25 protein-coding genes are annotated in these 24,584 nt (G+C 61.7%); 16 read left to right on the top strand and 9 right to left on the bottom strand.

The window, feature by feature from the left end:
* Window positions 1-52 precede the first annotated feature (52 nt).
* The 3 genes from NYR97_RS08215 to NYR97_RS08205 form a co-directional block, all read right to left on the bottom strand.
* Window positions 53-850 (bottom strand): DUF1868 domain-containing protein, encoded by a 798-nt coding sequence (locus NYR97_RS08215; RefSeq protein ID WP_316697482.1) that lies wholly within the window; start codon window positions 848-850, stop codon window positions 53-55.
* A gap of 295 nt (window positions 851-1,145) precedes the next feature.
* Window positions 1,146-2,933, bottom strand: a complete 1,788-nt coding sequence (locus tag NYR97_RS08210) for a ribonuclease H-like domain-containing protein (protein ID WP_316697481.1) — start codon at window positions 2,931-2,933, stop codon at window positions 1,146-1,148.
* A complete protein-coding gene (locus tag NYR97_RS08205; RefSeq protein ID WP_316697480.1) occupies window positions 2,930-5,425 on the bottom strand; it encodes a DEAD/DEAH box helicase in 2,496 nt (831 codons plus the stop codon). The genes NYR97_RS08210 and NYR97_RS08205 overlap by 4 nt, the downstream gene beginning before the upstream one ends.
* A gap of 174 nt (window positions 5,426-5,599) precedes the next feature.
* Between NYR97_RS08205 and trhA the strand changes: the two genes are divergently transcribed.
* The 3 genes from trhA to NYR97_RS08190 all read left to right on the top strand — a co-directional run bounded on the left by trhA (window position 5,600) and on the right by NYR97_RS08190 (window position 6,874).
* Window positions 5,600-6,262: a PAQR family membrane homeostasis protein TrhA gene (gene trhA / locus NYR97_RS08200; RefSeq protein WP_316697479.1), complete on the top strand. Its 663-nt coding sequence runs from the start codon at window positions 5,600-5,602 to the stop codon at window positions 6,260-6,262.
* A gap of 67 nt (window positions 6,263-6,329) precedes the next feature.
* Window positions 6,330-6,587 carry a type II toxin-antitoxin system Phd/YefM family antitoxin gene (locus NYR97_RS08195; RefSeq protein ID WP_316697478.1) on the top strand — a complete coding sequence of 86 codons (258 nt, stop codon included), beginning with the start codon at window positions 6,330-6,332 and terminating at the stop codon, window positions 6,585-6,587.
* Window positions 6,575-6,874, top strand: coding sequence for a type II toxin-antitoxin system RelE/ParE family toxin (locus tag NYR97_RS08190; protein WP_316697477.1), 300 nt, complete (start codon window positions 6,575-6,577; stop codon window positions 6,872-6,874). The genes NYR97_RS08195 and NYR97_RS08190 overlap by 13 nt, the downstream gene beginning before the upstream one ends.
* Window positions 6,875-6,932: 58 nt before the next feature.
* On the opposite strand, the gene NYR97_RS08185 is transcribed toward NYR97_RS08190, so the two are convergent.
* Both NYR97_RS08185 and NYR97_RS08180 read right to left on the bottom strand, forming a co-directional pair.
* A complete protein-coding gene (locus NYR97_RS08185; protein ID WP_316697476.1) occupies window positions 6,933-7,457 on the bottom strand; it encodes a hypothetical protein in 525 nt (174 codons plus the stop codon).
* 126 nt (window positions 7,458-7,583) lie between these two features.
* Window positions 7,584-8,555, bottom strand: a complete 972-nt coding sequence (locus NYR97_RS08180) for an ATP-grasp fold amidoligase family protein (protein WP_316698097.1) — start codon at window positions 8,553-8,555, stop codon at window positions 7,584-7,586.
* On the opposite strand from NYR97_RS08180, the gene NYR97_RS08175 reads away from it, so the two are divergent.
* Together NYR97_RS08175 and NYR97_RS08170 are read left to right on the top strand one after the other, a co-directional pair.
* Window positions 8,525-8,692: a hypothetical protein gene (locus NYR97_RS08175; RefSeq protein WP_316698488.1), complete on the top strand. Its 168-nt coding sequence runs from the start codon at window positions 8,525-8,527 to the stop codon at window positions 8,690-8,692. The two genes, NYR97_RS08180 and NYR97_RS08175, sit on opposite strands and share 31 nt — an antisense overlap.
* Before the next feature lie 714 nt (window positions 8,693-9,406).
* Window positions 9,407-10,120, top strand: a complete 714-nt coding sequence (locus NYR97_RS08170; RefSeq protein WP_316697475.1) for a hypothetical protein — start codon at window positions 9,407-9,409, stop codon at window positions 10,118-10,120.
* 151 nt (window positions 10,121-10,271) lie between these two features.
* Here the strand turns inward: NYR97_RS08170 and NYR97_RS08165 are convergent, their stop codons facing one another.
* Window positions 10,272-12,353 (bottom strand): M13 family metallopeptidase, encoded by a 2,082-nt coding sequence (locus tag NYR97_RS08165; protein ID WP_316697474.1) that lies wholly within the window; start codon window positions 12,351-12,353, stop codon window positions 10,272-10,274.
* A gap of 177 nt (window positions 12,354-12,530) precedes the next feature.
* Window positions 12,531-13,418, bottom strand: coding sequence for a LysR family transcriptional regulator (locus tag NYR97_RS08160; RefSeq protein WP_316697473.1), 888 nt, complete (start codon window positions 13,416-13,418; stop codon window positions 12,531-12,533).
* Between the two features lie 135 nt (window positions 13,419-13,553).
* Here NYR97_RS08160 and NYR97_RS08155 point away from each other — a divergent pair, with 135 nt between their 5' ends.
* The 4 genes from NYR97_RS08155 (at window position 13,554) to NYR97_RS08140 (ending at window position 17,216) form a co-directional block, all read left to right on the top strand.
* Window positions 13,554-14,306, top strand: coding sequence for an SDR family oxidoreductase (locus NYR97_RS08155; protein WP_316697472.1), 753 nt, complete (start codon window positions 13,554-13,556; stop codon window positions 14,304-14,306).
* Window positions 14,307-14,486: 180 nt separating this feature from the next.
* A complete protein-coding gene (locus NYR97_RS08150; protein ID WP_316697471.1) occupies window positions 14,487-15,176 on the top strand; it encodes a glutathione S-transferase family protein in 690 nt (229 codons plus the stop codon).
* Between the two features lie 207 nt (window positions 15,177-15,383).
* Window positions 15,384-16,373: an antitoxin Xre/MbcA/ParS toxin-binding domain-containing protein gene (locus NYR97_RS08145; protein WP_316697470.1), complete on the top strand. Its 990-nt coding sequence runs from the start codon at window positions 15,384-15,386 to the stop codon at window positions 16,371-16,373.
* Window positions 16,374-16,739: 366 nt separating this feature from the next.
* Window positions 16,740-17,216, top strand: coding sequence for a hypothetical protein (locus NYR97_RS08140; RefSeq protein WP_316697469.1), 477 nt, complete (start codon window positions 16,740-16,742; stop codon window positions 17,214-17,216).
* Between the two features lie 144 nt (window positions 17,217-17,360).
* On the opposite strand, the gene NYR97_RS08135 is transcribed toward NYR97_RS08140, so the two are convergent.
* Window positions 17,361-17,687, bottom strand: a complete 327-nt coding sequence (locus NYR97_RS08135; RefSeq protein ID WP_316697468.1) for a nuclear transport factor 2 family protein — start codon at window positions 17,685-17,687, stop codon at window positions 17,361-17,363.
* An 88-nt stretch (window positions 17,688-17,775) separates the two neighbouring features.
* On the opposite strand from NYR97_RS08135, the gene NYR97_RS08130 reads away from it, so the two are divergent.
* The 7 genes from NYR97_RS08130 to NYR97_RS08100 all read left to right on the top strand — a co-directional run bounded on the left by NYR97_RS08130 (window position 17,776) and on the right by NYR97_RS08100 (window position 23,832).
* Window positions 17,776-18,123: a winged helix-turn-helix transcriptional regulator gene (locus tag NYR97_RS08130; protein WP_255086456.1), complete on the top strand. Its 348-nt coding sequence runs from the start codon at window positions 17,776-17,778 to the stop codon at window positions 18,121-18,123.
* Window positions 18,124-18,327: 204 nt separating this feature from the next.
* Window positions 18,328-18,471, top strand: a complete 144-nt coding sequence (locus tag NYR97_RS08125; protein WP_162866341.1) for a hypothetical protein — start codon at window positions 18,328-18,330, stop codon at window positions 18,469-18,471.
* A gap of 259 nt (window positions 18,472-18,730) precedes the next feature.
* Window positions 18,731-18,988, top strand: a complete 258-nt coding sequence (locus tag NYR97_RS08120; RefSeq protein ID WP_316697465.1) for a hypothetical protein — start codon at window positions 18,731-18,733, stop codon at window positions 18,986-18,988.
* A 135-nt stretch (window positions 18,989-19,123) separates the two neighbouring features.
* Window positions 19,124-20,326 (top strand): SAVED domain-containing protein, encoded by a 1,203-nt coding sequence (locus NYR97_RS08115; RefSeq protein WP_316697464.1) that lies wholly within the window; start codon window positions 19,124-19,126, stop codon window positions 20,324-20,326.
* Complete coding sequence (locus NYR97_RS08110; protein WP_316697463.1) at window positions 20,323-21,582, top strand: nucleotidyltransferase domain-containing protein; 1,260 nt, start codon at window positions 20,323-20,325, stop codon at window positions 21,580-21,582. The genes NYR97_RS08115 and NYR97_RS08110 overlap by 4 nt, the downstream gene beginning before the upstream one ends.
* The gene (locus NYR97_RS08105) at window positions 21,551-23,326 is read left to right on the top strand and encodes a HesA/MoeB/ThiF family protein (protein ID WP_316697462.1); all 1,776 of its coding nucleotides are present in this window, start codon (window positions 21,551-21,553) and stop codon (window positions 23,324-23,326) included. Before NYR97_RS08110 ends, NYR97_RS08105 begins: the two co-directional genes overlap by 32 nt.
* Window positions 23,311-23,832 carry a Mov34/MPN/PAD-1 family protein gene (locus tag NYR97_RS08100; RefSeq protein ID WP_316697461.1) on the top strand — a complete coding sequence of 174 codons (522 nt, stop codon included), beginning with the start codon at window positions 23,311-23,313 and terminating at the stop codon, window positions 23,830-23,832. Before NYR97_RS08105 ends, NYR97_RS08100 begins: the two co-directional genes overlap by 16 nt.
* Here NYR97_RS08100 and NYR97_RS08095 read toward each other — a convergent pair.
* Window positions 23,823-24,374, bottom strand: a complete 552-nt coding sequence (locus NYR97_RS08095; RefSeq protein ID WP_316697460.1) for a 3'-5' exonuclease — start codon at window positions 24,372-24,374, stop codon at window positions 23,823-23,825. The two genes, NYR97_RS08100 and NYR97_RS08095, sit on opposite strands and share 10 nt — an antisense overlap.
* Window positions 24,375-24,584 lie beyond the last annotated feature (210 nt).

Below are 24,584 nucleotides of genomic sequence, written 5' to 3'. Positions count from 1 at the left end.
GGGGATTTATAGCGCGGCGGGTCTATCGGCAGATAACCACACGCACGCAACTTCAAACCTCACACACCTCACGAAACGCGTACATGTCCTTGAAGGTGCAAAAGTGGAAACGCGGCACCGTGATCGGCCCTGCTGCCGCAAGGCGTTTCAACCAATCGGCAACTGCCACGCGATAAGCCACCTGCTCGGCAGCATCGAGCGTCTCGCACAGATAAGCCAGCGAGATATGAAAACGGAAGTTGGTGTAATCCGGGCGCTGCAATTTGGTCAGTGCCATCAGCCCCTGACGCGCACTCTCCAACCGCTGCCCGGTGGCTGCATCTGCGGGCACCAACGGAATCAGCAAATTATCATTGCGACCGGTCTTGGCCGCCGTGGGGTCGACCAGGAACCGGCACGCCCCGAGCAGTGCAGCATTGCGCTGCTGCAACCGCGACAGAAAGCTGGTGCTGATCTGCGCCAACGCAACATCGCGCGCCATATCACTCGGCCACGGCCCACTCGCACGGTCGATCTCATTGACCCCGCCCAGCAAGGTCACGTGATAGCTGCTCGGCGGCAACACGGCCAGCTTGTTGGCAAAGCGCTGCTCGGGCAATTCGCGGTAGATCTCCAGCACCCGGTCGAAACTGTCGTAGCCATCGCCCTGCTGTTCGAGATGGCCCACAAACGTATTGCCGGCAAATGGCATCGGCCGTTTCGAGCGCAGGAACTTGCGGCCCACATCCGGCGGCGGCGCTGCATCGGCGAGACCGGCGAGCACCGGCAACGCGGTGGACAGCAGCGAGGCGCCGGCAGCGGCGGCCAGCAAACGTCGCCGGCTGAAGGGAGTGTCCAGGAATGACGACATGCAGCGTGTCCTTGAAATCGACGTTGAGGGCAAGCAGCAGGGTTTAAGTCGCGCAGTTAACCCGACGATGACAGCGGCAGGCTTTTCAGTGCCGCAGCACGTTTCTCTTCGCTAACGCGGTCGTCTTTTCTGATTGCATTGCCGCACCGGTACCAGATCTCGGCACACAGCGCTTTTGGCTGAGCGCCGCTCTCACGTGCTCACTGTAAGGCGGTCGGGGACCATTGAGGGCGCATCCATCATCGTCATCACTTGACGATTCTGCGGTGACCGCGCGACCAATCACGCATCGAACTCAAGGTGCGTCCAGCAGCGGAATCACCTCGCGGTCCTGCGCTTCCACCGCCACCAGGCGTTGCAGCAACAGCGACAAGGTCACCACGTCCTGATGATTGTGGTCGGCCACGCGGCGCAGGTTGCGCGCGCTGCCGCCGCGCAGGTAACTCAACCAGGCGGCCGGGGCTTCGGAGCCGGGCAGGTCGTCTTCGCGCACCACGCGCAGCAGCTGCCGTTCGATGGTGGCCAGCTTGCAGTTTTCCCAGGTGCCGCGATACCGGCGGCGCGTGGGAAAGAGCAGGTCCACATGATCCAGCGCGGAGATCGGGTCGCCGCGGCGTGCCAGCCGATAGCGCGTCTTCAATAACGGTGCGTCGTAGCAGCGGCCGTTGTAGCTGGACAGCACCGTCTGCGGCGACAGCCAGCTGCGGAACAGCTCCAGCATCGCGCTCTCGGCGGCCATCGTGGACATCATCAACTGACGCACGCGCAGCCCGCTGCCGTGCGTGTCGTCCATGTACCAATCGGCCACGCCGATCATGAAGGCGCGCGTGCCGGTGCCGCCGGCCAGGCCGGTGGTTTCGGTATCGAAGAACAGCAGATCCATCGGGTCTACTGCGTCCTCGCGTTTGGCGAAGGCCAGCGACAAGGCTTCGTGCGGAATCGGCTGCGGTAGAAAGTCCTCGATCAGATGCAGGCCGGGCGCGATCTCGTTGCCGGGCAAATGCCGATCGGTGGAGGCAGCACGCACGGGCACGTGCGCCGACACCGCACGTTCGCGCAGGCCGATCATCTTGCGCAGGCCGGCGATATCGGTGCGTCGCTGCGAAGGGGAAGCCGGTGCGATGGACGCTTCATGTGATGCAGGCAGACGCTTCGCAGCAGCGTCCGCGACATCTGTATCGGCATCGGCATGTGCAGTCGATTGCGATGGCGACTGCAACGGAGATACCGGCCGGTGGCGCACGTCGTGCTCCACCCAGGCAAACACGGAGGTATCGCGCGCTGGCGTTGCAGCACCCGGTGCCTGTAAGGGACGGCGCGTCATTGCCGGTGTCTGTGTCTGTGTCTGTGCCTGGGCACGCAGGTCACTGCCAGCGTCTACATTGCCTGCCTGTGCGCTTGGCGCAGCAGCATCGCGCGGCGCAGCACGCCACCCCTGCGAGGTGGCATCGCGCGCAGGCTGACGCTGCGCGCGCGTGGGCATCACTGCCTCGTCCCTGCGCGCTGCAGGCGTCAGCCCGCCGACCTGACGGCGCAGCAAGCGCAGACGTTCTGCGCTGACACCAGGGCCGCTGCCAGCCACCGGTGTTGCCGGGTCAGGCGTCGGCTGTGCCGTTGCAGGCATTTCACTTGCGGCACGCGTGCGCGCATCGCCCACAACAACACCCACAACAACTGCTTCACCAGATGTTCGTCCGACCACTGCGGAGTGCATCTGTTGTGCAGGCGAAAGCATCATGCATTCGGTCGCGAACGCTGAGGTGTCATCGTCCACGCCTGTCTGCGCGATCGCCGGCGCATCGCAGGGCCAACATGCACCATGACGCACCTCAGGTGCGGCAACCTCGCCAGTAGGAGCAGGGTCCACGACCGCGCGTGCCATCGCTGCATGCGGCGCAACACGCGCGCCTGCATTGGAATGCAGGCGGGGCACTCCAGCAACAGTTCCGGCATTCGCATCCACCGCAGCCGCTGCCTGCGCGCCATGCGGTGCATCGCCGTCTGCAATCGTCACCGGCGCACGCACATCCGCATGCCCGGCCTGCCGGCGCAACAGCCGCAGCCGGTCCGCACTCACACTCATGCAAGCACGTCCAGCGCCAGGTCCTCGTCCACCTGGGTGGCGTGGCGCAACGGCGCATCCGCATCGAACAACAGCGCCAGCACCGTCAACGCCAACGACTTGGGCGACTCGCCCTTGCCGTCCTCGTGCGCGGCCAGCACCGGGCCCACGCAGGCAGGGCAGCCGGCGCTGCAATCGCAACGCCGCACAAGCTCGTCGGCGCGCTGCAGCAGCTCGGCCTGGCGCAGCCACAGCGGCTCGCTCAGGCCCACGCCGCCAGGGAAGTTGTCGTACAGATATACGGTGGGCACAAAGGCCTGCTGCAACTCCACCGCGCCTTCTTCGCCTTCGTCCACGCCGCGCAGCTGGCCGCGCCCGGTCTGGTCGGCCACCGCAAACCATGCGCCGTCGCCATTGCCCACCGCTTTTTGCAGGTCGCGCGCATCGGCCATCACTGCCACGGTGGCCACCACGTGCAGCGCGTAGGCCGCACCCAGAAATCCATCCAGCGCATCCTGTTTGGAGGCGAACGCCTTGCCCAGGGTGGCCTGCGGCAGCTGCCACCACACCGCCGTGGTGTGCAATTCCTGATCGGGCAGATTGACCGGCCCGTAGCCGATGTTTTCATGCGTGTAGTAGCGGATCTTCTTGTAACCGGAGACGCGCCGCACTACATGCACCTCGCCGTGATGCGAGTCGCCGCGCCCGGCCACGCCACCGTCGAAGCGGTCCAGCACCTTCAACTTGGTGTAGTCGATGCTGTCGGTGTAGTAGTCCACGTGGGTGCGCGTGACATAGGCCTTGCGGCCTTCCCAGTCCAGCCGCTCCACCTGGTACGGCGTGCTCTGCACCATGTGGATGGCGCCTTCGTACAAGGTCAGCGCAGCGGCCGAGTAATCCACCTCGGCAATGATCTGCTGCTTACCGTCGCTCTTGTCCACCACCACGAAGTTGCCGTCGGCCACCGAGCGCAGGCTCACCGCATTGGCCGGGTAGCTGTCGGCGATCCATTCCCAGCGGTCGCCTTCCTGGTGGATCACCTCGCTCTCGGCCAATGCTTCCAGGAACACCAGCGGGTCGATCGGCCCGAACGGTTCGCTGGCAATGAACGGCAGCTCGAACGCCGCGCAGCGGATGTGGTCGAACAGGATCAGCGGCTGGTCCGGCGCGATGCGCGCATGCTCGGGCGAGGCATCGGCAAAGAAATCCGGATGCCGCACCACGTACTGGTCCAGCGGCTGCGAGCTGGCCACCAGCACGCCCAGCGCCGGTTGCTGGCGACGCCCGGCGCGGCCGAAGCGCTGCCAGGTCGCCGCCACGCTGCCGGGGTAGCCGTTGAGGATCACCACATCCAGCGCGCCGATATCCACGCCCAGCTCCAGCGCCGAGGTGGAAATGATGCCGTCGATATTGCCCGCGCGCATCGCGCGCTCCACCTCGCGCCGCTCGGTGGGCAGGTAGCCGCCGCGGTACGCACGGATGCGTGGCGGCTTGCGCGGGTCGTGGTCGAAGATGTCTTTGAGGTATTTGGTCAGCACTTCCACCATCAGCCGCGTCTGCGCGAACACCAACGTCTTCAGCCCGCTCTTGATCGCGATGCGCGCAATGCGGTTGCTCTGCGAGCGTGCCGATGCGCGCAGCCCCAGGTCGGCATTGACCACCGGCGGGTTCCACAGCAGCACGTGCTTGTCGCCGGTGGGCGCGCCGGACTCGGTGATCGCGTGCACCTGTTCTTCGATCAGGGCCTGCGCGTGCGCATGCGGGTTGCCGATGGTGGCCGAGCACAGGATGAACTGCGGGTTGGCGCCGTAGAACGCGCAGATGCGCTTGAGCCGGCGCAGCACGTTGGTGACGTGGCTGCCGAACACCCCGCGGTAGGTGTGGATCTCGTCGATCACCACATAGCGCAGGTTCTCGAAGAACTGCGCCCACTTGGTGTGATGCGGCAGGATCGCCTGGTGCAGCATGTCCGGGTTGCTCACCACGATGTCGCCATGCAGGCGGATCGCCTGGCGCGCATCGCCGGGCGTGTCGCCGTCGAAGGTGAAGGCCTTCACCCCCAGCGCGCCGGCGCGGTTCAATTCCAGCAACTCGGCCACCTGGTCCTGCGCCAGCGCCTTGGTCGGGAACAGGTACAGCGCCTTGGCGCCGGAGGTCATCGCCGCGCTCACCACCGGCAACGTGTAGCACAGCGATTTGCCCGATGCCGTCGGCGTCACGATCGCCACATGCTCACCGCGCTGGCTCGCTGCCCAGGCTTCGGCTTGATGACTGTAGAGCTGCGTGATGCCACGCGCATGCAAGGCATCACGCAGCGCGCTGGGCACATCGTCGGGGATCGGCGCATAGCGGCCCTCGCGCCCGGGCAGGGTGAAGCTGCCGGTGATGCGGTCGTGGTAACGCCGTTCCAGGCGTTCGGTGAGCAGCGCGCCATCGCGGCTGGGCCGGCCATCGGTGGTGGCCAGCGCGCGTTCGGCGGTTTCGGTGCGGGGAGCGAGGGCAAACGGAGGCATACGGCAGCTCCCAAAGAGGGAGATCAAACAAAAAGGATGTCTCAGGGTATGAGACCAGGCCCCAAGCGGCGAGCCTGCCTCACTGAGCGAATTCAGCAAGCCGGGTATCCTGTTGCCCCCGCCGCGTCACCGTTGTTCTGCACGCTGTGGGCTCCCCCACCTCGAAGAACCGCCGTGCCCGTGCCCCCCAGCGCCATTGCTCCGCATTACAAGACCGCTTCCGCCCGCCGCGCCGATGTCGCGGTGCATGCTGCGGGCCTGTTTCTGGCCATCGTCGGCGGCGCCTGGATGGTCTGGCGCGCCCATGCCAGCCAGACCATGCTGCTGGCCACCTGCGTGTACGCGCTGGGCCTGCTGGTGATGTTCGGCTGTTCGGCGGCCTACAACTTTGCCCCGCCGCAGCGCCAACCGATGCTGCGCAAGTTCGACCACGCCGGCATCTTCGTCATGATCGCCGGCTCCTACACACCCTTTCTGCTGGTCGCCCTCGACGGCACCTGGCGCTGGGCGATGATCGTGGCGGTGTGGAGCGTGGCCTTGTTCGGCGTGTTCGCCAAACTGTTCCTGCCCGGCATCGCCAAGGGCTTCTGGGTGGCCATCTACCTGCTGCTGGGCTGGGCCGGCATCGTGGTGATCAAGCCGTTCGTCGCCGGCCTGGACAGCACCGTGTTGTGGCTGATCGCCGCCGGCGGCGCGTTCTACACCGTGGGCGTCACCTTCTACGTGCGCAAGTCGCTGGTCTACAACCGCGCCATCTGGCACGCCCACGTGCTGGGCGGCGCGCTCTCGCACTGGTGCGCGATCTGGTTATGCCTGCGGCCGTTGGGTGGGGTGTGAAGGCGCCAGCTCGGCGTCCGCGGACCGACCGCTTGCCTCGCCCGAAGTGATACTTTAGTGTCACTGCATGCGCACCGAACTTGTCACCACGCTCAAGCGTCAGGCCAGCGAACTCCTTGCAGCTGCAGAGCGCGACAAGGAGCCGATCCTGATCACCCAGCATGGTTTGCCCAGCGCTTATCTGGTGGATGTTGTCAGCTATGAACGCATGCAGCAGCGCATGGCGATTCTTGAAGGAATCGCCCGTGGCGAAATGGCAGTAGCGGAAGGCCGCACGCTGAGTCACGAGCAGGCCAAGCAACGCATGGCGCGATGGCTGAAATAGTCTGGTCGGAGCCGGCATTGGCTGATTTGGACGCGATTGCCGACTACATCGCAATCGAGGACGCGCTCGCCGCAGCGGCACTGGTGAGACGGGTGTTCGCGCACGTCGAGCAATTGATTGAACACCCGAAGAGTGGCAGCCGCCCCCAGGATCTGAAGCGCTCGCGCTATCGCCAGATTGTCGAACCGCCTTGCCGCGTGTTCTACCGCGTGGATGGGCAACGTATCGTAGTGGTGCACGTGATGCGGTCGGAGCGTTCGCTCCGCAAGAGCCGTCTTTCACGCTGAATCATGAGCCGGCTCGCCTCAACGCGCTGCAGCGCCAATGCAAGCGCAGCGCCAGCCCTCACAGCTTCTTCTTCAACACCGCCTCGAACGCCGCATCCGGCGCGATGCTGTCGGAGACCACGATCACCGAATGCAGCTGGCCCTTGGCCTGCACGCTGTACTCGAAGCCCACCGGCGTGCCGCTGCGGCTGAAGACCTCGATCTCGCTGTACTCGCCGAGCTGGCCTTCGAAACTCTCGCGTTCGAAGCCTTGCTTCTTGGCGAAGTTGCCGGCTGCCGTCCGTGCGCCTTCCCACACCGCGTCTTCGTATTTGATCGGCTGCAGCAGGCTGACCAACTGGGTTGCGCATGCGGTGCTGCTGGTCACGCCATAGCCATCCACCTCGCCCATCAACGGGATCTTGCTCACGTTGCGCTTGGGCGTGGCGGTGACGGTGCAGCCAAGCTGCTGCAGATCGGCAAGGGTGAAGTGTTCGGCCTCCGGGCGCGGCGCGCTGGTGGCTGCAGAGCCGCCGCCGTTGCAGGCAGACAGCACACACAGGAGAGTGAGCGGCAAGACGGCGCGCAGGAAAACGTTCGACAACGGTGACGTCCTTGTACTAAGTGGAAGAATCGACGGTGAAGCAACGTCACCACTTCAGCCCAGAGGGTGCCGTTTGGATGAGGCGTTTGCTTGAGCATGCAAGGGTAGCGCGCTTCGGCCGCTACATCACCGCACCGGCACGCGCACGCGGATGCCTTCCCCGGAAAACCACGGCGCCACCGGCATGCGCCGCTGCAGCCACATATCGCCCATCATCCGGTCCAGCCCGCGATCCAGCCCGGTGACCAGCCCCGCGCCCGGGGTGAAGGTCAGTTCGCCGAAATAGATTTTCCCGCGCTGGATATACCAGTCCACCCGCACGTAATCGCAGTCGCTTGCCAGCACCTTGCTCAGTTCCAGCGCCTGCTCCAGCAGCGCCGGCGCGCAGGGCGGCGTGCGCCCGTCGTCGCGGATGCGGTGGAAGGCCGTGTGCAGGTTGTCGACGAAGAAGGTCATCGCCAGCTTCGGTGTGTCGAAGCGGCCGTAGATCACCTGCAGCACGTAATGAAAATGGCCGTCCGCCTGCCGGAACATGTGGAACTTGTAATCCACCGGCACCTGCTGCGCCTCGCCGATGTACCGCTCCACCAGTATGCGCGGCGGGATATCGCGGTAATGGATCTCGCGCACCATCTCGGAGAAGTCGATCCGCAGCCATTGGCCGCAGCGCTCGATGATGCGGCGCTTCTGCACCGCATCCGGCTCGTCGCGCACCACCTCCACCATCGCCGCACCGTGGTTGGCCTTGATCACGCTCTGCCGCCAGCGCGGCAGCTGCAACAACTCCTGTGGGTCGGTGCTGTCCATCAGCAGCGGCACCAGGTGCGCCTCACCGATCCTGGCCGCCACATAGGAGCGCACCGCAAACTTGTCTGCCAGACGCGTGTACAGCGGGTAATCGCCGTGCACGCATTTGCGGTAGAGGATTTTTTCGTTGAAGCACTTCGGCGCATACAGATCCGGCAGCCGCCCGAACGTATGCAGAAAGTGGAGCCGGTCCTGGTGCCGCCAGGGCAGTGTTCTCAGCAGGCTGCGCGCGCCTTTGCGCAGCAGCCGCTTGAGACTGGGTGCCCCTGCCCCTGCCCCTGCCCCTGGCACTGGCACTGGCACTGGCACTGGCGCTATCGCTGAAGCTGGAGTTGGCGCTGGAGCTGACGACGGTGTCGGTGTCGGCACGCGTGGCAACGCGGCCATGCGGCGATGACCAAACGACGATGTCAACGACGGCGGCATGACCGCCCATCCCTGTCCTGTCACACCACGCCCGCCCAATGGCTGCGGGGGCAGCCCCATCGTGTTGTCGGTCATGCCCAGATCCTTCTCGCCGGTTAATTGCGACGTTGGTCACATTTAAATGTGACGTAACGCACGATATACGGAAAATTCAGACCAGGGATGCATTTCGTCTCAGACGCTCCGATTTCATGCAAATCAGATCGCGTCACCCGCTCGAAAGCCTTGCGCAGCAAGCGATCTGGCCTTTAGCGTCATATGGCGGCCCGCCGCGCGGGGCGCACCGTGTGGCGTGTTTTGCCCCGTCTTGCGCCAGCAGCCAGGACAGCAGGGCGGGTGCGGCCTGCAGCCCCAACCGCGTGGCAAAACGTGCAACCGGGGAGGAAGCGACACGCCGCATCCGGCCACGCGCCACCTGCGTTGTGCGGCCTCAACCGCCGTATCTGCAGCCCGCCAAGTGCGGGCTGCGAGCAGTGCAGGCCAAAGGCGGCGGAGTCGGTCTGCTTTGCTCAACAGACGTGGCGAACACTCCCCTCTCCTCCCGGGAGAGGGGTCGGGGGTGAGAGTACGGAGCAGGCGGTGTGTGTTGACTGCCAGCGCAGGCCTGCAATCAGAGGCCAGCAATCAAAGGCCAGCAATCAAAGGACGCATTCGCATCGCAGGCCAACATCAAGCACCATCACGCTTGACCACTGCAGCCTGCAACGGATGGCACCATGCGCGTAAAAACGCTCCTGTTCCTGGCGGCCCTGTGCATTGCACTTGCCGCTTGCGGAAAAACAGACCAGCCAGCGCAAACCGGCAAGGCGTCAACGTCTGCGCTTGCTACACCCACAACGGCCACTGGCCAGCGCAACGCCGCAGCAATGCCGCCCGATCACGCGGCCAACAGCAAGCCGCCCTCTGTAAGCCAGGAGGCAAGACGCTATCTATGTCCGCAAGGCCCCAATGCCTGCAAGGCCAGTGGGCCATTGGTCGCCAACTCGGATGCAGAAGCGCAGTGGCTGTGGACCCACGGCTACCCGACAGAAGACGAACTCGCCCGATTGGAAACCTTGAACCTGGACCAGCTCAAAGCGGAGTCGCAAGCAGGCAACAAGGCGGCCACCGTGATTTACGGCAAAAAGACCGCACTCACTGGCCCCTTTTATAAAGGGATCGATATATTGCGGCGCGCCGCACTGGCCGGAAATCTGTATGCGTACTACGGGCTGTCGGACGTGTACGCCAGCGACTCCAACAACAAAAACCTGGTCGACAGCCTGGCCTACCTGCGCCTGGCGTACCTGGTGGGTGATGGCAAAGCTTCGCGCGCCATCGCAGCGAAAGGGCTGAGCGGCGTCGAAAACGCAGTTGCCGATGAGCGGGCCGCATCGCTCTACAAGACCTTTTCCAACTACCAGCGCCCGTCGCCGAGACCGCTCGACTAAAAAGCGTGCGGTGCGCGGGCCTACTGCACGGCCGTGCAGGAGGCACCGCCTGCGCAGCTGCAGCAGCCCGGTGCGTCACCGGGCACAGCCCGGCCAGACCGTCAACGCAGCACGGCGGCCTGCGTGGCCGCCACACTGCCGAACGTCCGCCTCACCAGACCTGTACACGCTCCTGCTCGGAGCGCACCATCGCATCGCCCGCCTTGCACGAGAACGCCTTGGCGTACTGCGGCATGTTGGACGGCCCGGCGTTGACGCGCACTACGCTGGGCGGATGCGGGTCGGCGTTGAGCGCCTTCACCTGCACTTCTTCCCGGCGCGCATTGCGATAGAGCCGGGCCCAGTTGATGAAGAAGCGTTGCTCGGGCGTGTAGCCATCCACGGCGACATTGCGCTCGGGGTGTTGTTGCAGATCCAGCATCAGCGCGTCGTAGGCGATGGTGACCCCGGTGAAGTCGGCGATGCTTTCGCCCAGCACCAGCTGCCCGTTGACGTGCAGGTCCGGCCTGCTCTTGAGCGGCACATAGCGGCTCACCAGCTGCTTGATCCTGTCGGTACGCGCGTCGAACGCGGCAACATCCGCGGGCAACCACCAGTTGCGGGTGGCGCCGATGGCATCGAACTGCCTGCCCTCGTCATCGAAGGCATGGCTGATCTCGTGACCGATCATGCCGCCGATTCCGCCGTAGTTGAGGCCATCGTCGGCCGTTGCCGCAAACAGCGGCGGCTGCAGGATCACCGCGGGAAAGTAGATGCTGTTTTCGCGCGGATAGTAGAAGGCATTCACCGTCTGCGGGGCCACGTCATCCCAGTGCGCCCGGTCTACCGGCTTGCCGATCCTGGCCATGTTTTCGCGATGATTGAAGGCGGCGGCCCGTTCGATGTTCTGCAGATAGGCGCCCGTGTCCAGCCGCAGGCCCGACCAATCCTGCCAGGTGTCCGGATAGCCGATCTTCGGCATCATGTGGGCCAGCTTGTCCAATGCCTTGGCCTTGGTCGCAGCGCTCAGCCAGTCGGCGTGCGCGATGCGCAGCTTCATGGCAGCGCGCACGTTCTCCACCAGCGCCAGCGCTTGCTGCTTGGAGGCCGGGGGGAACTTCTGGGCGACATACAGCTGGCCCATCGCCTCGGCGATCGTCGTGTTCAATGCATCGATCACCTGCTTCCAGCGCGGCGGTTGCACCTGCCGGCCATCCAGCGTTGTGGAGTGGAACGCGAAGTGGTTCTCCACGAACGGCTTGCTCAGTGCCGGCGCCGCATCGTCGATGGTGCGGAAGCGCAGATAAGCTTTCCATTGCGCCACCGGCGCGCGCTGCAACTGCGCATCGAATGCCTTGAAGAACGCCAGCTGCGACAGCGCCAGGCCGCTTTGCCCGTTGACACCTTGCGCGGCCATGAAGCGGTCCCAGGCAAAGTGCGGCGTCAGCGCATTGGCCTGCGCGGTGGTGAGCCAGTGGTACATGTTCTTCGGCTCGCGCTGCTCGGCCGGCGCGAGCAGCGCGGCGGCCAGGCGGCTTTCCAGCTGCAGCACCTGCCCGGCCTGCACGGCCGCTTGCTCGGCCGGCACGCCGGCCAGGACGAACGTGCGCTGGATATACGCAAGGTAGGCCTTGCGGATGGGAGCGTACTGCGCGTCCACATAATAATTTTTTGCGGGCAGCGTCATGCCTTCGACCAGGGCATAGCCCACCATCTTCGACACGCTCTGCGCGTCGGGCTGGGCAACGAACTGGAACAGCACGTTGGCGCCCTCGGCGTGGCGCTGGGTGATGAAGCCGGCAATGTCGCCCGCATCCGTCAAGGCATCGATCGCCGCCAGCCGCGGCTGGATGGGCGCCGCGCCCAGGCGCTCGATGCCCGCCTCGTCCATGCCCGAGGCGTAGAACGTCCTGACCAGCTGCTCCACCGAGCCGCTGGCCGGCTGCGTCTTCAGCAAGGCCTCTGCAATGGCGTGCTGATCCCGATAGCTGGCGTTGTAAACGTCATACGAGGTGCCGATGCCCACCTCGTCGTCGGGGATGCCCTTGGCCAGCGCCTTGCCGTTGGCGAAGGCATTCAGATCCTGGCAGGCGTCGGCACCTGGATCCAGCTCGTTGATATCCAGTGCCGGTGCCGCCGCAGTGGCTGCCGCCGCAGGCGTGGGTGCGGTGGGCGCGGTCGCTTGCTCGCTGGCCTGCTTGCAACCGCTCAATGCCATGAAGGTGGCAAGCGCGAGAATGTGTCTGCTCAACATGGGCGTGGCAGCCGTGCGTCGGGGGGGGCAGCGAGCTTAGGCGAGCCTTGCGCGCAGGCTGCGCGTGGGCGAACAAAGTTGAGTATTCCCGCGTCTGGATCGGCACGCGCGTGCAGGAAAGCGAAGCGCGTGCGGCGCACCGGCACCGGCACCGGCACCACCGCAGCGCAGGTGTCGCTAACGATTGAGCTGCGGAATCTTTGCAAACGCCTCGGCAATGAAATCCATGAACACCAGCGCGCGCTTGGGCACCAACCGGTTGGCGGCGTAGACAATCTGCATCGGCGCCGGCGGCGGCGCAAAGGCATCCAGCACGGTCTGCAATTCGCCCGAGGCCAGGCCTTCGGCGTACAGCCACGCCGGGCCCTGGCCGATGCCGAGCCCCGCGCTGACCGCCGCGCGCGTGGCCTCGGGCGAATTGACCCGGAGACGGCCGGACACCGGCACGTCGGTATCGCGGAAACGCCAGCTCGCCCCGGTGCTGAGCAGCGTGTACAGCACGCAGTCGTGGTGGCGCAGGTCCTCGGGCACGGCTGGCACCCCGCGCCTGTCCAGGTAGGCGCGGCTGGCCACCGTCACCCGCGTGAACGCGCCGATGCGGCGTGCGCGCAGCGCGCTGCTGTCCAGGTGGCCGATGCGGATGGCCAGCTCCGCGCCTTCGTCGAGCAGGTTCACGTAGCGGTCGTTGATCTGCAGGTCCAGCTCCAGTGCCGGAAACCGCTGCAAGAACGCCGGCACCAGCGGCAGCACGAAGGTGTGCGACAACGCCGTGGGGCAGGCCACCCGCAGCAGCCCGGCCGGTTGCACGTCGTCGCGCAGCGCCATTTCAGACTCGCCCACCGCATCCAGGATGCGGCGCACCTCCGCGTAATAGCGCTCGCCCTCCGGGGTGAGCACCAGCTTGCGGGTGGAGCGGTTGAGCAGCCGGGTCTGCAGGTGCTGCTCCAGCGCCGCCACGTGCCGGCTGACATTGGGCTGGCCCAACCCCAGGTCGCGCCCGGCGGCGGAAAAGCTGCCCGTCTCCACCGCGCGGGCAAAGCAGGTCATCAGCAGAAACCGGTCCATGCGTCCTCGATTCATGCGCACAGCGCATGAAGGTTATGTTCCCGCAGGATCTTATAGCAGCAGGCGCATGGGGCGAAGATGCCGCATCGAAGGCCGCCATACGGCGGCCGGGCACCGCACCATCAGGAGCACACCATGTCACGTCTTGCAGGCAAACGTACCCTCATCACCGGCGGCACCACCGGCATCGGCCTGGAAACCGCTAGGCAGTTCCTCGCCGAAGGCGCCCGCGTCATCGTCACCGGCGTCAACCCCGAGTCCATCGCCAAGGCCCAGGCCATCCTGGGGCCCGACGTGCCGGTGCTGCGCGCCGACTCGGCCAGCGTTGCCGCCCAGCAGGAGCTGGCGCAGGCGGTGCAGGCCCATTACGGCCAGCTCGACGTCGTCTTCCTCAACGCCGGCGTCTCGGTCTGGGTGCCGATCGAGGAGTGGACCGAGCAGGCCTTCGACGCCTCCTTCGCCATCAACGTCAAGGGCCCGTACTTCCTGCTGCAGGCGCTGCTGCCGGTGCTGGCCAACCCCGCCTCGGTGGTGCTCAACACCTCCGTCAACGTGCATGCCGGCATGGCCCGCTCGTCGGTGTATGCCGCCACCAAGGCCGCCTTCCTCAGCATGACCAAGACGCTGTCCAGCGAACTGCTCGGCCGCGGCATCCGCATCAACGCCGTCAGCCCCGGCCCGGTGGAAACCCCGCTGTACGACAAGCTCGGCGTGCCCGACGCCTACCGTGCAAAGCTCAACGAGGAGATTGCCGCCAGCATCCCGATGGGCCGCTTCGGCACCCCGGAAGAGGTGGCCAAGGCCGTGCTGTACCTGGCCTCGGACGAATCCAGCTGGACGGTGGGGTCGGAAATCGTGGTCGACGGCGGGCGCCTGCTCAACGGCTGAGCCTGGCGGCCCCCCGCCAGGCGCCGGCAGGCGGCGCGCATCGCCGCCCTGCCGGCACCCACCTGCGCCTGCGCATCGCCATGCACCGTTGCATGGCGAGGCGCAGGCGTTTTCTGCCATGCAGGCAAGGCCGGCCCACGGCTGCCCTGGCACCCCCTTTCGCAACGCGAGCCATTGCCCATGCCCAATACCCTCACCCTGATCAGCCACCCGCTGTGCCCGTTCGTGCAACGCGCCGCCATCGTGCTGCTGGAACACGCTGTCGCCTTCGAACGCGTAGATATCGACCTGCATGCCAAGCCGGACTGGTTCCTGGCCCTGTCGCCCACCGGCAAGGTGCCGCTGCTGCGCATCGGCCAGCCGGACGGCAGCGTGGCCACCCTGTTCGAGAGCGTGGTGATCTGCGACTACCTCGACGAAACCAGCGGCAGCACCAGCCTGTACCCGCGCGACCCGCTGCAACGTGCGCAGCAACGCGCCTGGATCGAGTTCGCCGCGCCCACCTTTGCCGACGCCTGGCAGTTCCTCAATGCCAGCGACCAGGCCAGCGCCGACACCGCCAGCGCCGCCTTCCGCGGCAAGCTGCAAAAGCTCGAGCAGGCGCTGGGCCAGGGCCCGTATTTCGCCGGCCCCACGTTCGGCATGGTCGATGTGGTGTTCGCGCCGCTGCTGCGCTACTTCGGCCTGCTGCCCGCCGATGTCTGTGCACCCCTCTTCGAAGGGCTGCCGCGCATCGGCGCATGGCGCGCCGCCCTGGCCGCCCGGCCCAGCGTCATCGGCGCGGTGGCGCAGGACTACGCCAGCCGCTTCCAGCAGCATCTGCACAGGCAGCGTGCCCTGCTGGCAGACGCGGTGTGTGTGCCTGCGTAAGAAGCCAACGGCCCCGTGCGGCGCCGTTGGGTGCGGTGGAGCTAATCAGGCTCGCGTAAAGCAACACGGCAGATGCACAGACCGGCCTTGTCATGGCAGGCGCATGCCTGGTTGACAGGCCTTTCGGTCCCGGCTAACGTCTGCCCCAACAACTAACCCTCATTGCTACGGGCTTGCACCATAGGAGTCAGGGAGAAAAAGCCGGCCTTGAGCCGGTTTTTTCATTTCAGGGAAGCGGAAATGGCAACGCTAAGGACGCGCGTCTATATAGACGGCTATAACCTGTATTACGGGTGTCTGCGTAAGACACCCTACAAGTGGTTGGATCTAGTCGAACTGTTCGGCAAGCACATATTGCCCTCGATTCTGCATCGAACCGCGCCGCATGCGCCTGCTTCTCGCATGGTTCTGGACCACTGCGCAATCCGTTACTTCACCGCCCCCATTGTGCCCCGGGCTGCAAAAGGTACCGACTCGGTTGCATCGCAACTTCAATACCACCGTGCCCTGGCTACAAACGACCGCATTTCGATCACATCGGGCTATTACTCGCTCAGCAAGTCGAACCAGTACGTCGTAGATGCAGCGGATCCTGACAAAGATCCACGCGAATGCGGGAAGATCACCGTGTGGAAGCTGGAAGAGAAGCAGTCAGACGTCAATCTGGCGCTGTCCTTGTATGACGATGCAATCAATTGCCGCGAGCTCGATCAGCTGGTGGTTGTCACCAACGATACCGACATCGCACCAGCACTGGAGCTGATTCGCAGAAAAGCCACCCACCTGATCATTGGTCTGGTGATTCCAACCAGGCGCGATGACAACAACCCAATGAAGAAAGAACGCCAGCCCAACGGGGAGCTGCGCAAGCATGCGCACTGGGTTCGCAAGCACATAGCACTTGAAGAACTCGCTGCCTCGCAATTGCCACGCGTGATCCCCGGAAAGAACAAGGACGCCACCAAACCCATCTCCTGGTACGCGCGCCCCGATCTTCTACAAGCGGCCATGATCGCTGCCAAACCGATCAAGCCAAAGCCCAGAGATTTTTTCCAATGGGCAGACACGCACAACCCGTATCTGCGCAACCAGCGACCGATCGACCTGCTGGAACACGATGCCGGCGCGGCCTTGGTGATGGCATATATCGAGCAGTACATCCGCGATCACATCCCCACAGACGCCAGCCTTACCTAGGTAAACAGGCTTCCATGCCCATGTCATCGATCCTTCCGTCGATGGCGCGCGGGACATCGGGCGTTGAGTTGATGGACACCCTCAAGCTGGAACGCTGACGTATCGTCGCCTGGCGTGATTACTTCGATGTTAGTGCGGGCCAGGCGATTTCTATCGGGACAGGAAGCTCCGAGTAACCGCCACCGCTCGTCTGGCAGGCTGCGCATGGGCCCTGCAGGCATCGAAGCGCCGAGGATGGGGGGATGCCTTCGCCGCGCCGCAGTCACCAGGCGCATGCGTATCCCTACCCCGCCTTCAGCGCGGACCGGCGTTGCGGCGCAATGCGGCTGAGCCAATACTGTGCAGGTCTTCTTTCAGCAGAGCGCCATGCGCGCCTTCGTTCTCTATGTTGCGGCGCCTTCGATCCTGCTGTCGGCGTTGGCAACCGCCCACGCAGCCCCGGCCGCTGAGTTATGCGAGGTCTTGCGCGCCTTTGTCGGTGCAGTACAGCCGGGTCAGACACGCAGCTTTGCGTTCCGTACCGCGTGGGGAACCAACTTCAAGCACGCGCAAGAGCAGGCGCTTTCCACCAAACGGTGTGAGCACGGTGGGGACCCCGCCGCGCAGGCCGTCTGCACCTACCTGATGCAGCATGGGCAAACAGAGCTTGCAGACGCCACGGTAATGGACTCGGTGGCCTGCCTATCGAGCGGCACCGCATTTGATAGCAGCCTGAGACTGCACAACGCCGAGCTGTCCTTTCGTCATGAGGTCATCAACGCAGACGCAACGGTCACAGTCACCTTTGGCGAAGATACGGAACAGGGCGGCATGGTGTTTCGACTTCAGGCAGAAGGCGACTAGGCGCCGCCCGAGATTTCCTCAGAGGCGCAACGCGCACTCGAGGTACCAAACAACCGCTCACCAATCGCGCGCGGTTGCGTAACGCGACTGTGGAAAGTCCGCATCCGGGAACGTGCTAGCAGCGCAACACGCCGGCATGCCGCGTCAATGAATCTGCAATGCAGCAATCTTGCCGCCCACCAGCTGGAACACATGCTCCAGCTGCAGCGGGCTCTGCGGGAAATCGCCAGACACCTGCGCGGTGACACTCACTTGCTCGCCTTGGGTGTGCACGCCAAGCGGCACCGCGCGATATGGCGTGGTGGCTTGCGTCTGTGCCAGCCAGGCAGCAATGGCGGCAGCGCCACGGTGCTGGCGGTGCTCGTCTTGCACCACCGCATCGTCGGCCAGGTGCGGCAGCAGCACCGCGGCATCGCCGGCATTGCTGGCGGCAAAGAAGCAGGCAATGGCGGGGGGCAGGGCAAGCGACATGGCGGCGGTGCTCGATGGAAACGGTATGCCATGATCGGCAGCGACATCGCCTGTCACAAGAACGCACGCAAAGGTAAGTCACGCACCCATGGGAAAGCCGCACACTCCGGACACCGCCGCGTGCGATGTCGAAGCCCTGCTCAACCTCATCGAAGGCCGCTGGAAACTGCTGCTGCTGTTTCACCTGTTCGACGGCAAGGTGCAGCGCTACTCGGATCTGGAACGGCTGATTCCCGCCATCTCGCAGAAGATGCTCGCCCAACAGTTGCGTCAGCTTGAACGCGACGGCCTGGTGTTACGCACCGTCTACGCGCAGGTACCGCCGCAGGTGGACTACCGCCTTACGCCATGGGGCCAGGCCCTGTGCCCCGCACTGGATGCAATGCTCACCTGGGGCCAGGCGCGGCAGCTGTTGCCCGAACCCTCGCCGCAGTGACGGCTTGGCACAGTGCTGTGGCACGCCGGCTTTAAAACATCAGGCACACAGCACCGAGCATATCGCCAGATAACTGGCCCAGATAACGCACCGGCGGTCTTGCAGTATCTCTGCCGTCTCGCGCGCTGTAGCCAGACTTGTGCGGGCACCATAATCGGCCTAGTTTCGCCATGCCACCACTGGGGTGGCGAGGAGGTCACACGCATGGCGACCAACGAGAAAACCGGCCCTAAAGCGGCCAAGGCCGCAAGCAAGGTCTTGCGTAGCGGTAGTACCGGTAAGGATTCAAAAACAGCGGCCGGGTCCGCTTTGAGTCAAACGCCGGATAAAAGCGGCAAGAAGAAATAAGCGAACGCTGCAGTAAATGGTAGAGGCGCTCGCACAAAAACGGGCGCCTCTCACCATGCAATTCAGTGCGCGCAATCACAGCGGATGACACCGCTAGTACAAAATGTCGGGTGCCCCGCTGACAAAACCACTACATAACGGTAGTGTGCAGACTGGAACGGGGGTTTCATGCATGGGAAGCAGAAGGGGAAGTACCGGGTTTACGGCTGTGCGGTCATCACCATGGCCGCTTGGGCTCGCTGTGGGGAGTGGCGCGTTTTTGGCCATCCGTACCGACGCGCAGTGGCTGCTGTCGCAGCAAAGCAGCCCACCTATACAAGGTTTTAATCAAGACATCAGCGCAGCGCTCGCGGCCCTCGCAAGGATAGTGCTGAGCGTTTGCTGTCTTGTTGCGTTCGCTTCGTTTATCGGCAGCTATCAGTGCCGCAAACTGCTAGGAACCCGTACAACGCTAGAGAATCTGGCCGCCAACAGCTGGCGCCAGCTCGAATTACTGTTGGGCGAAGCCTTCCGCTGAGATTTTAGTGGATTCGTCAGAGTTCCTGGTTTTTGAGGAACAGCAAAAATAGTTATCATCACAAAATGTTAGAAGCTGAATTTAAAAAACATCAAGACCAATCCACCACTATTTATGCCGCCAAGGAGCGACCAAGTGAAGCCAGCAGTTGAGAAGGTCGCAGATACGTCCACTGCTGAAACTCAACACGTGGGGGCGGGAGGAAGATTTCACACTACTGAGCCAGTGAAAAAACTGGCCTGGATTAGGTCGGCAGGGCACTGCGAAATGTGCGGTTGTGATCTAACGCGTGATTTCCGGGTGGCGCAAGACATGCAGTGGGGAGAAGTTGCCCACATAATGCCGGCGAGCCCGAAGGGTCCAAGAGCAGAGGCCGGCCACGATGCTCAACAAGCCGCGCAGCTAACCAACGATACCGCCAACCTTATGCTGCTCTGTCCTGGTTGTCACAACAAGATTGATAGAGACGCTGAGGGCTATCCGAAGACAGACTTGACTGGGCTTCACGAAGCCTATATTGAACGGATTCGCTTGGCGGCCACTGCACCTGACGCTGGTCGGGCTGTAGGCCTGATCGTACAAAGCAGTCATTTCGTTACAGTAAACGACATTTCAAAGCGGGATCTTGCCATGGCGATGTCCGGAGAAGGGCTTGTAGCCTTTGGCGACATCATCAAGTTAGATCTTCGAGAGCCCGGCGAGTCAGGGCGTAGCGGGCGGTACTGGGAAAATATCCAGGAAGATATTCGACATAACTTAGATCGCCAGCTATACCGGCGAGGTGGTCGCTATGGTGATCTACCGACCCTAGCGGTTGTGGGTTTAGCGGACATACCAGCTTTGATCATGCTCGGACAAACGATCGGAGACCGATCCAATCGGCTCATCTTCTCTCCGAATCGTGAGCACGGGTTGAAGTGGCCTGACCTTGATGCGGCTCCACCGGACTATCGTCTCGTTGAACCACCGGAAGGATCCCGCTGCCTAGCACTTGTTATTTCTATCTCGGCGCAGATTCCAGAGCGCGATGTACTGGCCGCGGTGCCGGCTGCAAGCATTGCTACGCTCACTATTGATCAGCCTAGTTACGCCATGCTCAAGAATCGCCGCGTCATCCACGCCTTCAGGGATGCTCTCCAGATCTTCATGAGCAGGCTAGAAGCACTCACTTCCGAGCCAATCCATGTCTTCATCTCAGCTCCAGCAGCGCTTTGCATAGAGCTCGGCGCATTGATGACAACAGAACACCAGCATATCTACGTCATCTATGACCGTGACAAAAACAATGAGGGGCGTTTCGTACAAGCCTTAACTATCAATCCAGGAGATCGCGCATGAGTCAGATTTCTGAATACGAATCAAAAATTGGAAGTTGGGAGTATTTTCTTTTGCGCGCGGCCAGAACTATTTCTTTGACTGAAGCGCAATACGAAACGATCAATGCACGGTACAAGGTGCTTCAAGGTATCCTAAACGCTGCCGCCAGCCCGCTTCTTGGCAACGCCCACATCTTTGTACAAGGGTCTATCGGCCTCAGGACGACGATTAAGCCTATCTCCGGCGCACCGGAGGACCTTGGAACAGTCGATGCAGACGCTATTGTTTGGCTACCCAATGCAGATGGAGCCTCAGCAGAATCCGTGCTAGCTGAGATCTATGATCGGATTGAGGAAGGAACTCGTGTGGATGCCGACGTCAAGCTACTCCGCCGAGGCGTCCGGATCATCTATGCAGATGAAAACCCGGGCTTCCATATTGATGTAACGCCCGCCCGCGCTATTTCTGGCAATTCGGAGGAAAATGGCCAAGGAAAGCTGGAAGTTCCTGATCGTGAGTTGATGGCGTGGAAGGCAAGTAGCCCTATTCCCTACCTCGGGTGGCTCGAAGCTGCTTCAAAGAAAGAGATCGCTCTTGAGAGCGTTGCGGTCCTCGCCAAAAAGGCTCTTGCGATGGACTCTGCAACTCAAGCGCCGCTTCCTGAGTACGATCAATACATCGATAATGATCCACTGCGTGCCACGATCAAACTTCTGAAGCGTCACCGGGACGAGTGGGCTATTAGGAACAAAGATTTCTCTCACCGGCCTATCTCTGCAGTGATTACAACCCTTGCCACCCGAGCCTACGAGGACGTAGCTGCGGACTCGTCTAACAGGCCTCGGCGACCGTTGGACGCGATTGTCGAAATTGTAGCCAACATGAGCGAATACATCCGTTATGAAAACGGCGAGTATCTGATCTGCAATCCGGAGGACAACGCCGAAAACTTTGCCGAGAAGTGGAATCGAGAGGACGAGGGGCGTCTATACGTCAGTGCCTTCCACAAGTGGCATGCGGATGCTAAGGAATCAATCTCTATTGGTCTTCAAGAGTTTCCATCTGCGGAGTCCTTTAACGACGCAATCAATGAGCGTTTCGCTCTTGGAAGTACTTTCGTAACTATGATCAACAATGATATCCCAGGGAACTGGACGATGCCCGGCAGGAAGATCGGGCACACCCGAAACATCGCTACTATCGGCTCCGTCTTTGGCAGCAGCGTTTCAGGAAGTCAGTCGCAAGATGGCGTACGATCTCTTGAACGCCTCGGTTAAAGAAAAATCACCAGTGGAGCGTGGAATAACAGCGCTCCGAACCTATCTTGGCGATGAGGGAGTATCCCTCTTGCAGCCATTGATTCCTAAAGTTGGAGAGGCAGCTGCGTTCCGCTTTCCTCTGCCAGAAGACTATGCGGGGGTGCAGCGGTGGTTGAGAATTGCTTTCCCAACAGCGTTTCCTCGATCCGCCCTGCGCCTTCGCGTAGAACCATCGCCCTGGCTTGTTTGGCCGCATGCAATGGAGACGGGCCTGTGCTTGCATGGGTTTCGGCAGAAGCCAGTCACGGGCACACCAGAGACGATAGTTAACGACAGCCTATCTCGTCTGAGAAAGATAGTTGGCATGTCTCTCCCCACGGCTGACGCGAATCATAGGAAAGAGGAGTTCCAGCGTGAGGCGATGTCCTATTGGAGATTACAGCAAACTCAATCCACTCAAGGCGTAACTTTGTTACGGAGACTATCCTGTTCCGGAGAATTGTTCGCCGTTACAGATCCTCGTATGGGGCGTCAACAAGGCAGCGAAGCTATATGGCTCTCCGACGACACGGTCGCCATTGGCAAGCATTTAGAACTCGCTGCCGGACTCCGCATTAAAATCAGAAGTCCAGCTAAGGCAGCATTCTACGCAAAGCTGAAGAGCTATCCGGATATCAAGGCACCAGCCCCAGGTGAACTTTTCGCGTGGCTAGGGCCGCATCTATCGAAGGCGGACAATTCAAAGCTTCTTTTCTGGTTTGGTCAGTCCAGTTCGTTAGCTAGCAGATGGATTGCGCTTGAGTTACCTGGTGACAGTGGCGCCCCGATCTATTGCATTAATTTGCGAGATCGATCACTTCAGAAGGATAGAAATAGCCGACTAGGAGTCCGCGCGGGACGCCGGTTGCCTTCCTCTTCAGCTCAACCTTCCCTGCTAGTGCGTTCCGCAGTGATCAATGTGCTGGATAGAACTGAAGTTTTCTCACGAGACCTGAGCTCTAACCTAGTTGCACTGGAGAAGACCCACGTTGTGGTGGTTGGCCAAGGCTCCCTGGGCAGTCCCGTGGCGCTTCATCTAGCCAGAGCTGGGGTCGGCAACCTGACACTGATTGATCCCGATGAGCTCATAGCGAGCAATTTGGGACGCCATGTTCTTGGTGCCGATGAGCTTGGACAGAACAAGGCGCTGGCGATGCGTAATCGCCTCCATCGAGACATCGCTATAGTCAAGGTCAAGGCAATTCCTACTCATGTCGAGCTCGCTCTATTCAACGAACCGGACGTCTTCGAGCAAGCCGATCTAGTGATCGTGACCAGTGCGGATTGGGAGTCTGAGACGACGTTGTGGCGAATAAAAAGCGAAGGTGCCAAGTGGGCGCTCGTCCAAGCATGGAGTGAGCCGCACGCAATTGTGGGCCACGCCTTATTAGCTCCTACCGTTAAGGCAGATGCCCGACCGCTGTTCATGGACGATGGCACATTTCGGAACAAGTACACAAATTGGTTCAAAGGTGACAGCGTTCCGCTTCCTGCCTGTGGACAGAGCTTCATTCCTGGCGGCGGCTTAGGTATGAGCTCCATTGCATCCATGGTCTCTGGAGTCGTGATCAGACACCTTACGTCCGGTACAGACGGGCCTCTATGGATCAGCAGCATTAACAATCCACAGAGCGTCAATGCGCTGCATGGGGAATACGTCGGACCAGATTTTCCAAAAAATACAATGGAAATGACACTTGAGCGCCCATGGCCGAGAAATTGACATCAATTAAAGAGGTTGTATGGGCCTGGAGTTGGCCCTCGGTTGAAGGGACCTTATTAGTTCCCGGGTGCCTTCTTGCCATGCTCTCAACTCACAGGCAAAGGGCCTGGAATAGCGAACGCGGCGGACAACTTTTCGTCGATCCCAATGATCCTCGAGGCGCTGTGCTTGCCGTCGCTACGCCTCCTCACCCCAAGGATCGCGCCGGTTGGGCTTGGTTGGAGCTGGATCCAGAACGATGCAAGAGTGAAGTACAGGCTTTTAATGATAAGGGGCTTCGTCTCGTTGGTCATTGGCATACGCATCCTCAGAAGATTCCCAAAATATCGCCAACAGATATAAAGAGCATCACCCAATTTGCTCAGTTAAATTCTTCAATACTTCCAAATCCCTTGGCAGTGATTGTCGGCCAGTCTAATCAGCCGGGAGGGATTCAGGCCTGGTTGTTCCATGGCTGCAACCCTATCCAAGCGGAGAGGCGGCTAGTAAGTCCTGGTTACCCCTGAAGAATTCTTCGTTTTCTCATTAATCGAAAGAGCTCTGCTTGATAACGAGCATCGTCCAATGCGTTATGCGTAGCACTCAGTGCTGGACCGAGAGTGCGGGCCATGCGGCTGGACTTCGTTTCATCCCACCGAATTCCCTCCACTCCCATATAATAAGCTTTGAGATCGAGTGCTGCGAAACCGAATGGATTGCTGCCGCAATACTTATAGAAATAGTAATTGACAAAGGACCAGTCGAACGGGGCATTCAGCCCAAGGAAGATCGGTTTTTGGCCTAAAGCTGAAACCTCTGAGAGCCATCCGGAAAATCGTTGCATCGCCTCTCGCGGCTCAATTCCCGTTCTTGCCAATTGAGCGATATCAAAGCCGGTAACAGCGAGCGACTCTGGGTCATGCTTAAGACTGTCTGGTTGCAGTTCAATATAGAATGACACTTGTGGCTGATCAACGCTCACCGCTCCGATAGAAAGAAGACTGAACTCGCCGGGTATTGGGCCGGACGACTCGATGTCCACAGAGATAAATAGTTCCGCATCGATCATTGAGGTTGCCTTGGCAGGAATGTGAAGAATTGTATCTATTGATGCCTGCTTTGTGATGGCAGCAGGAACCTATCAAAGTGTGTCTTTTAATATAAAATTTGGTGAAAAATACAAAATTCTTGATACGTAATCTCATAAATATCGACTTTTGCTTTTGCTTTTCACTAATAGCACGGAAATAAAAGAACCAACCTCGTCCACCTCGACACT

Origin of the sequence: Xanthomonas hydrangeae, assembly GCF_032697525.1 — a bacterium.
Lineage (GTDB): Bacteria > Pseudomonadota > Gammaproteobacteria > Xanthomonadales > Xanthomonadaceae > Xanthomonas > Xanthomonas hydrangeae.
This window is presented reverse-complemented; position numbering and strand designations above follow the sequence as displayed.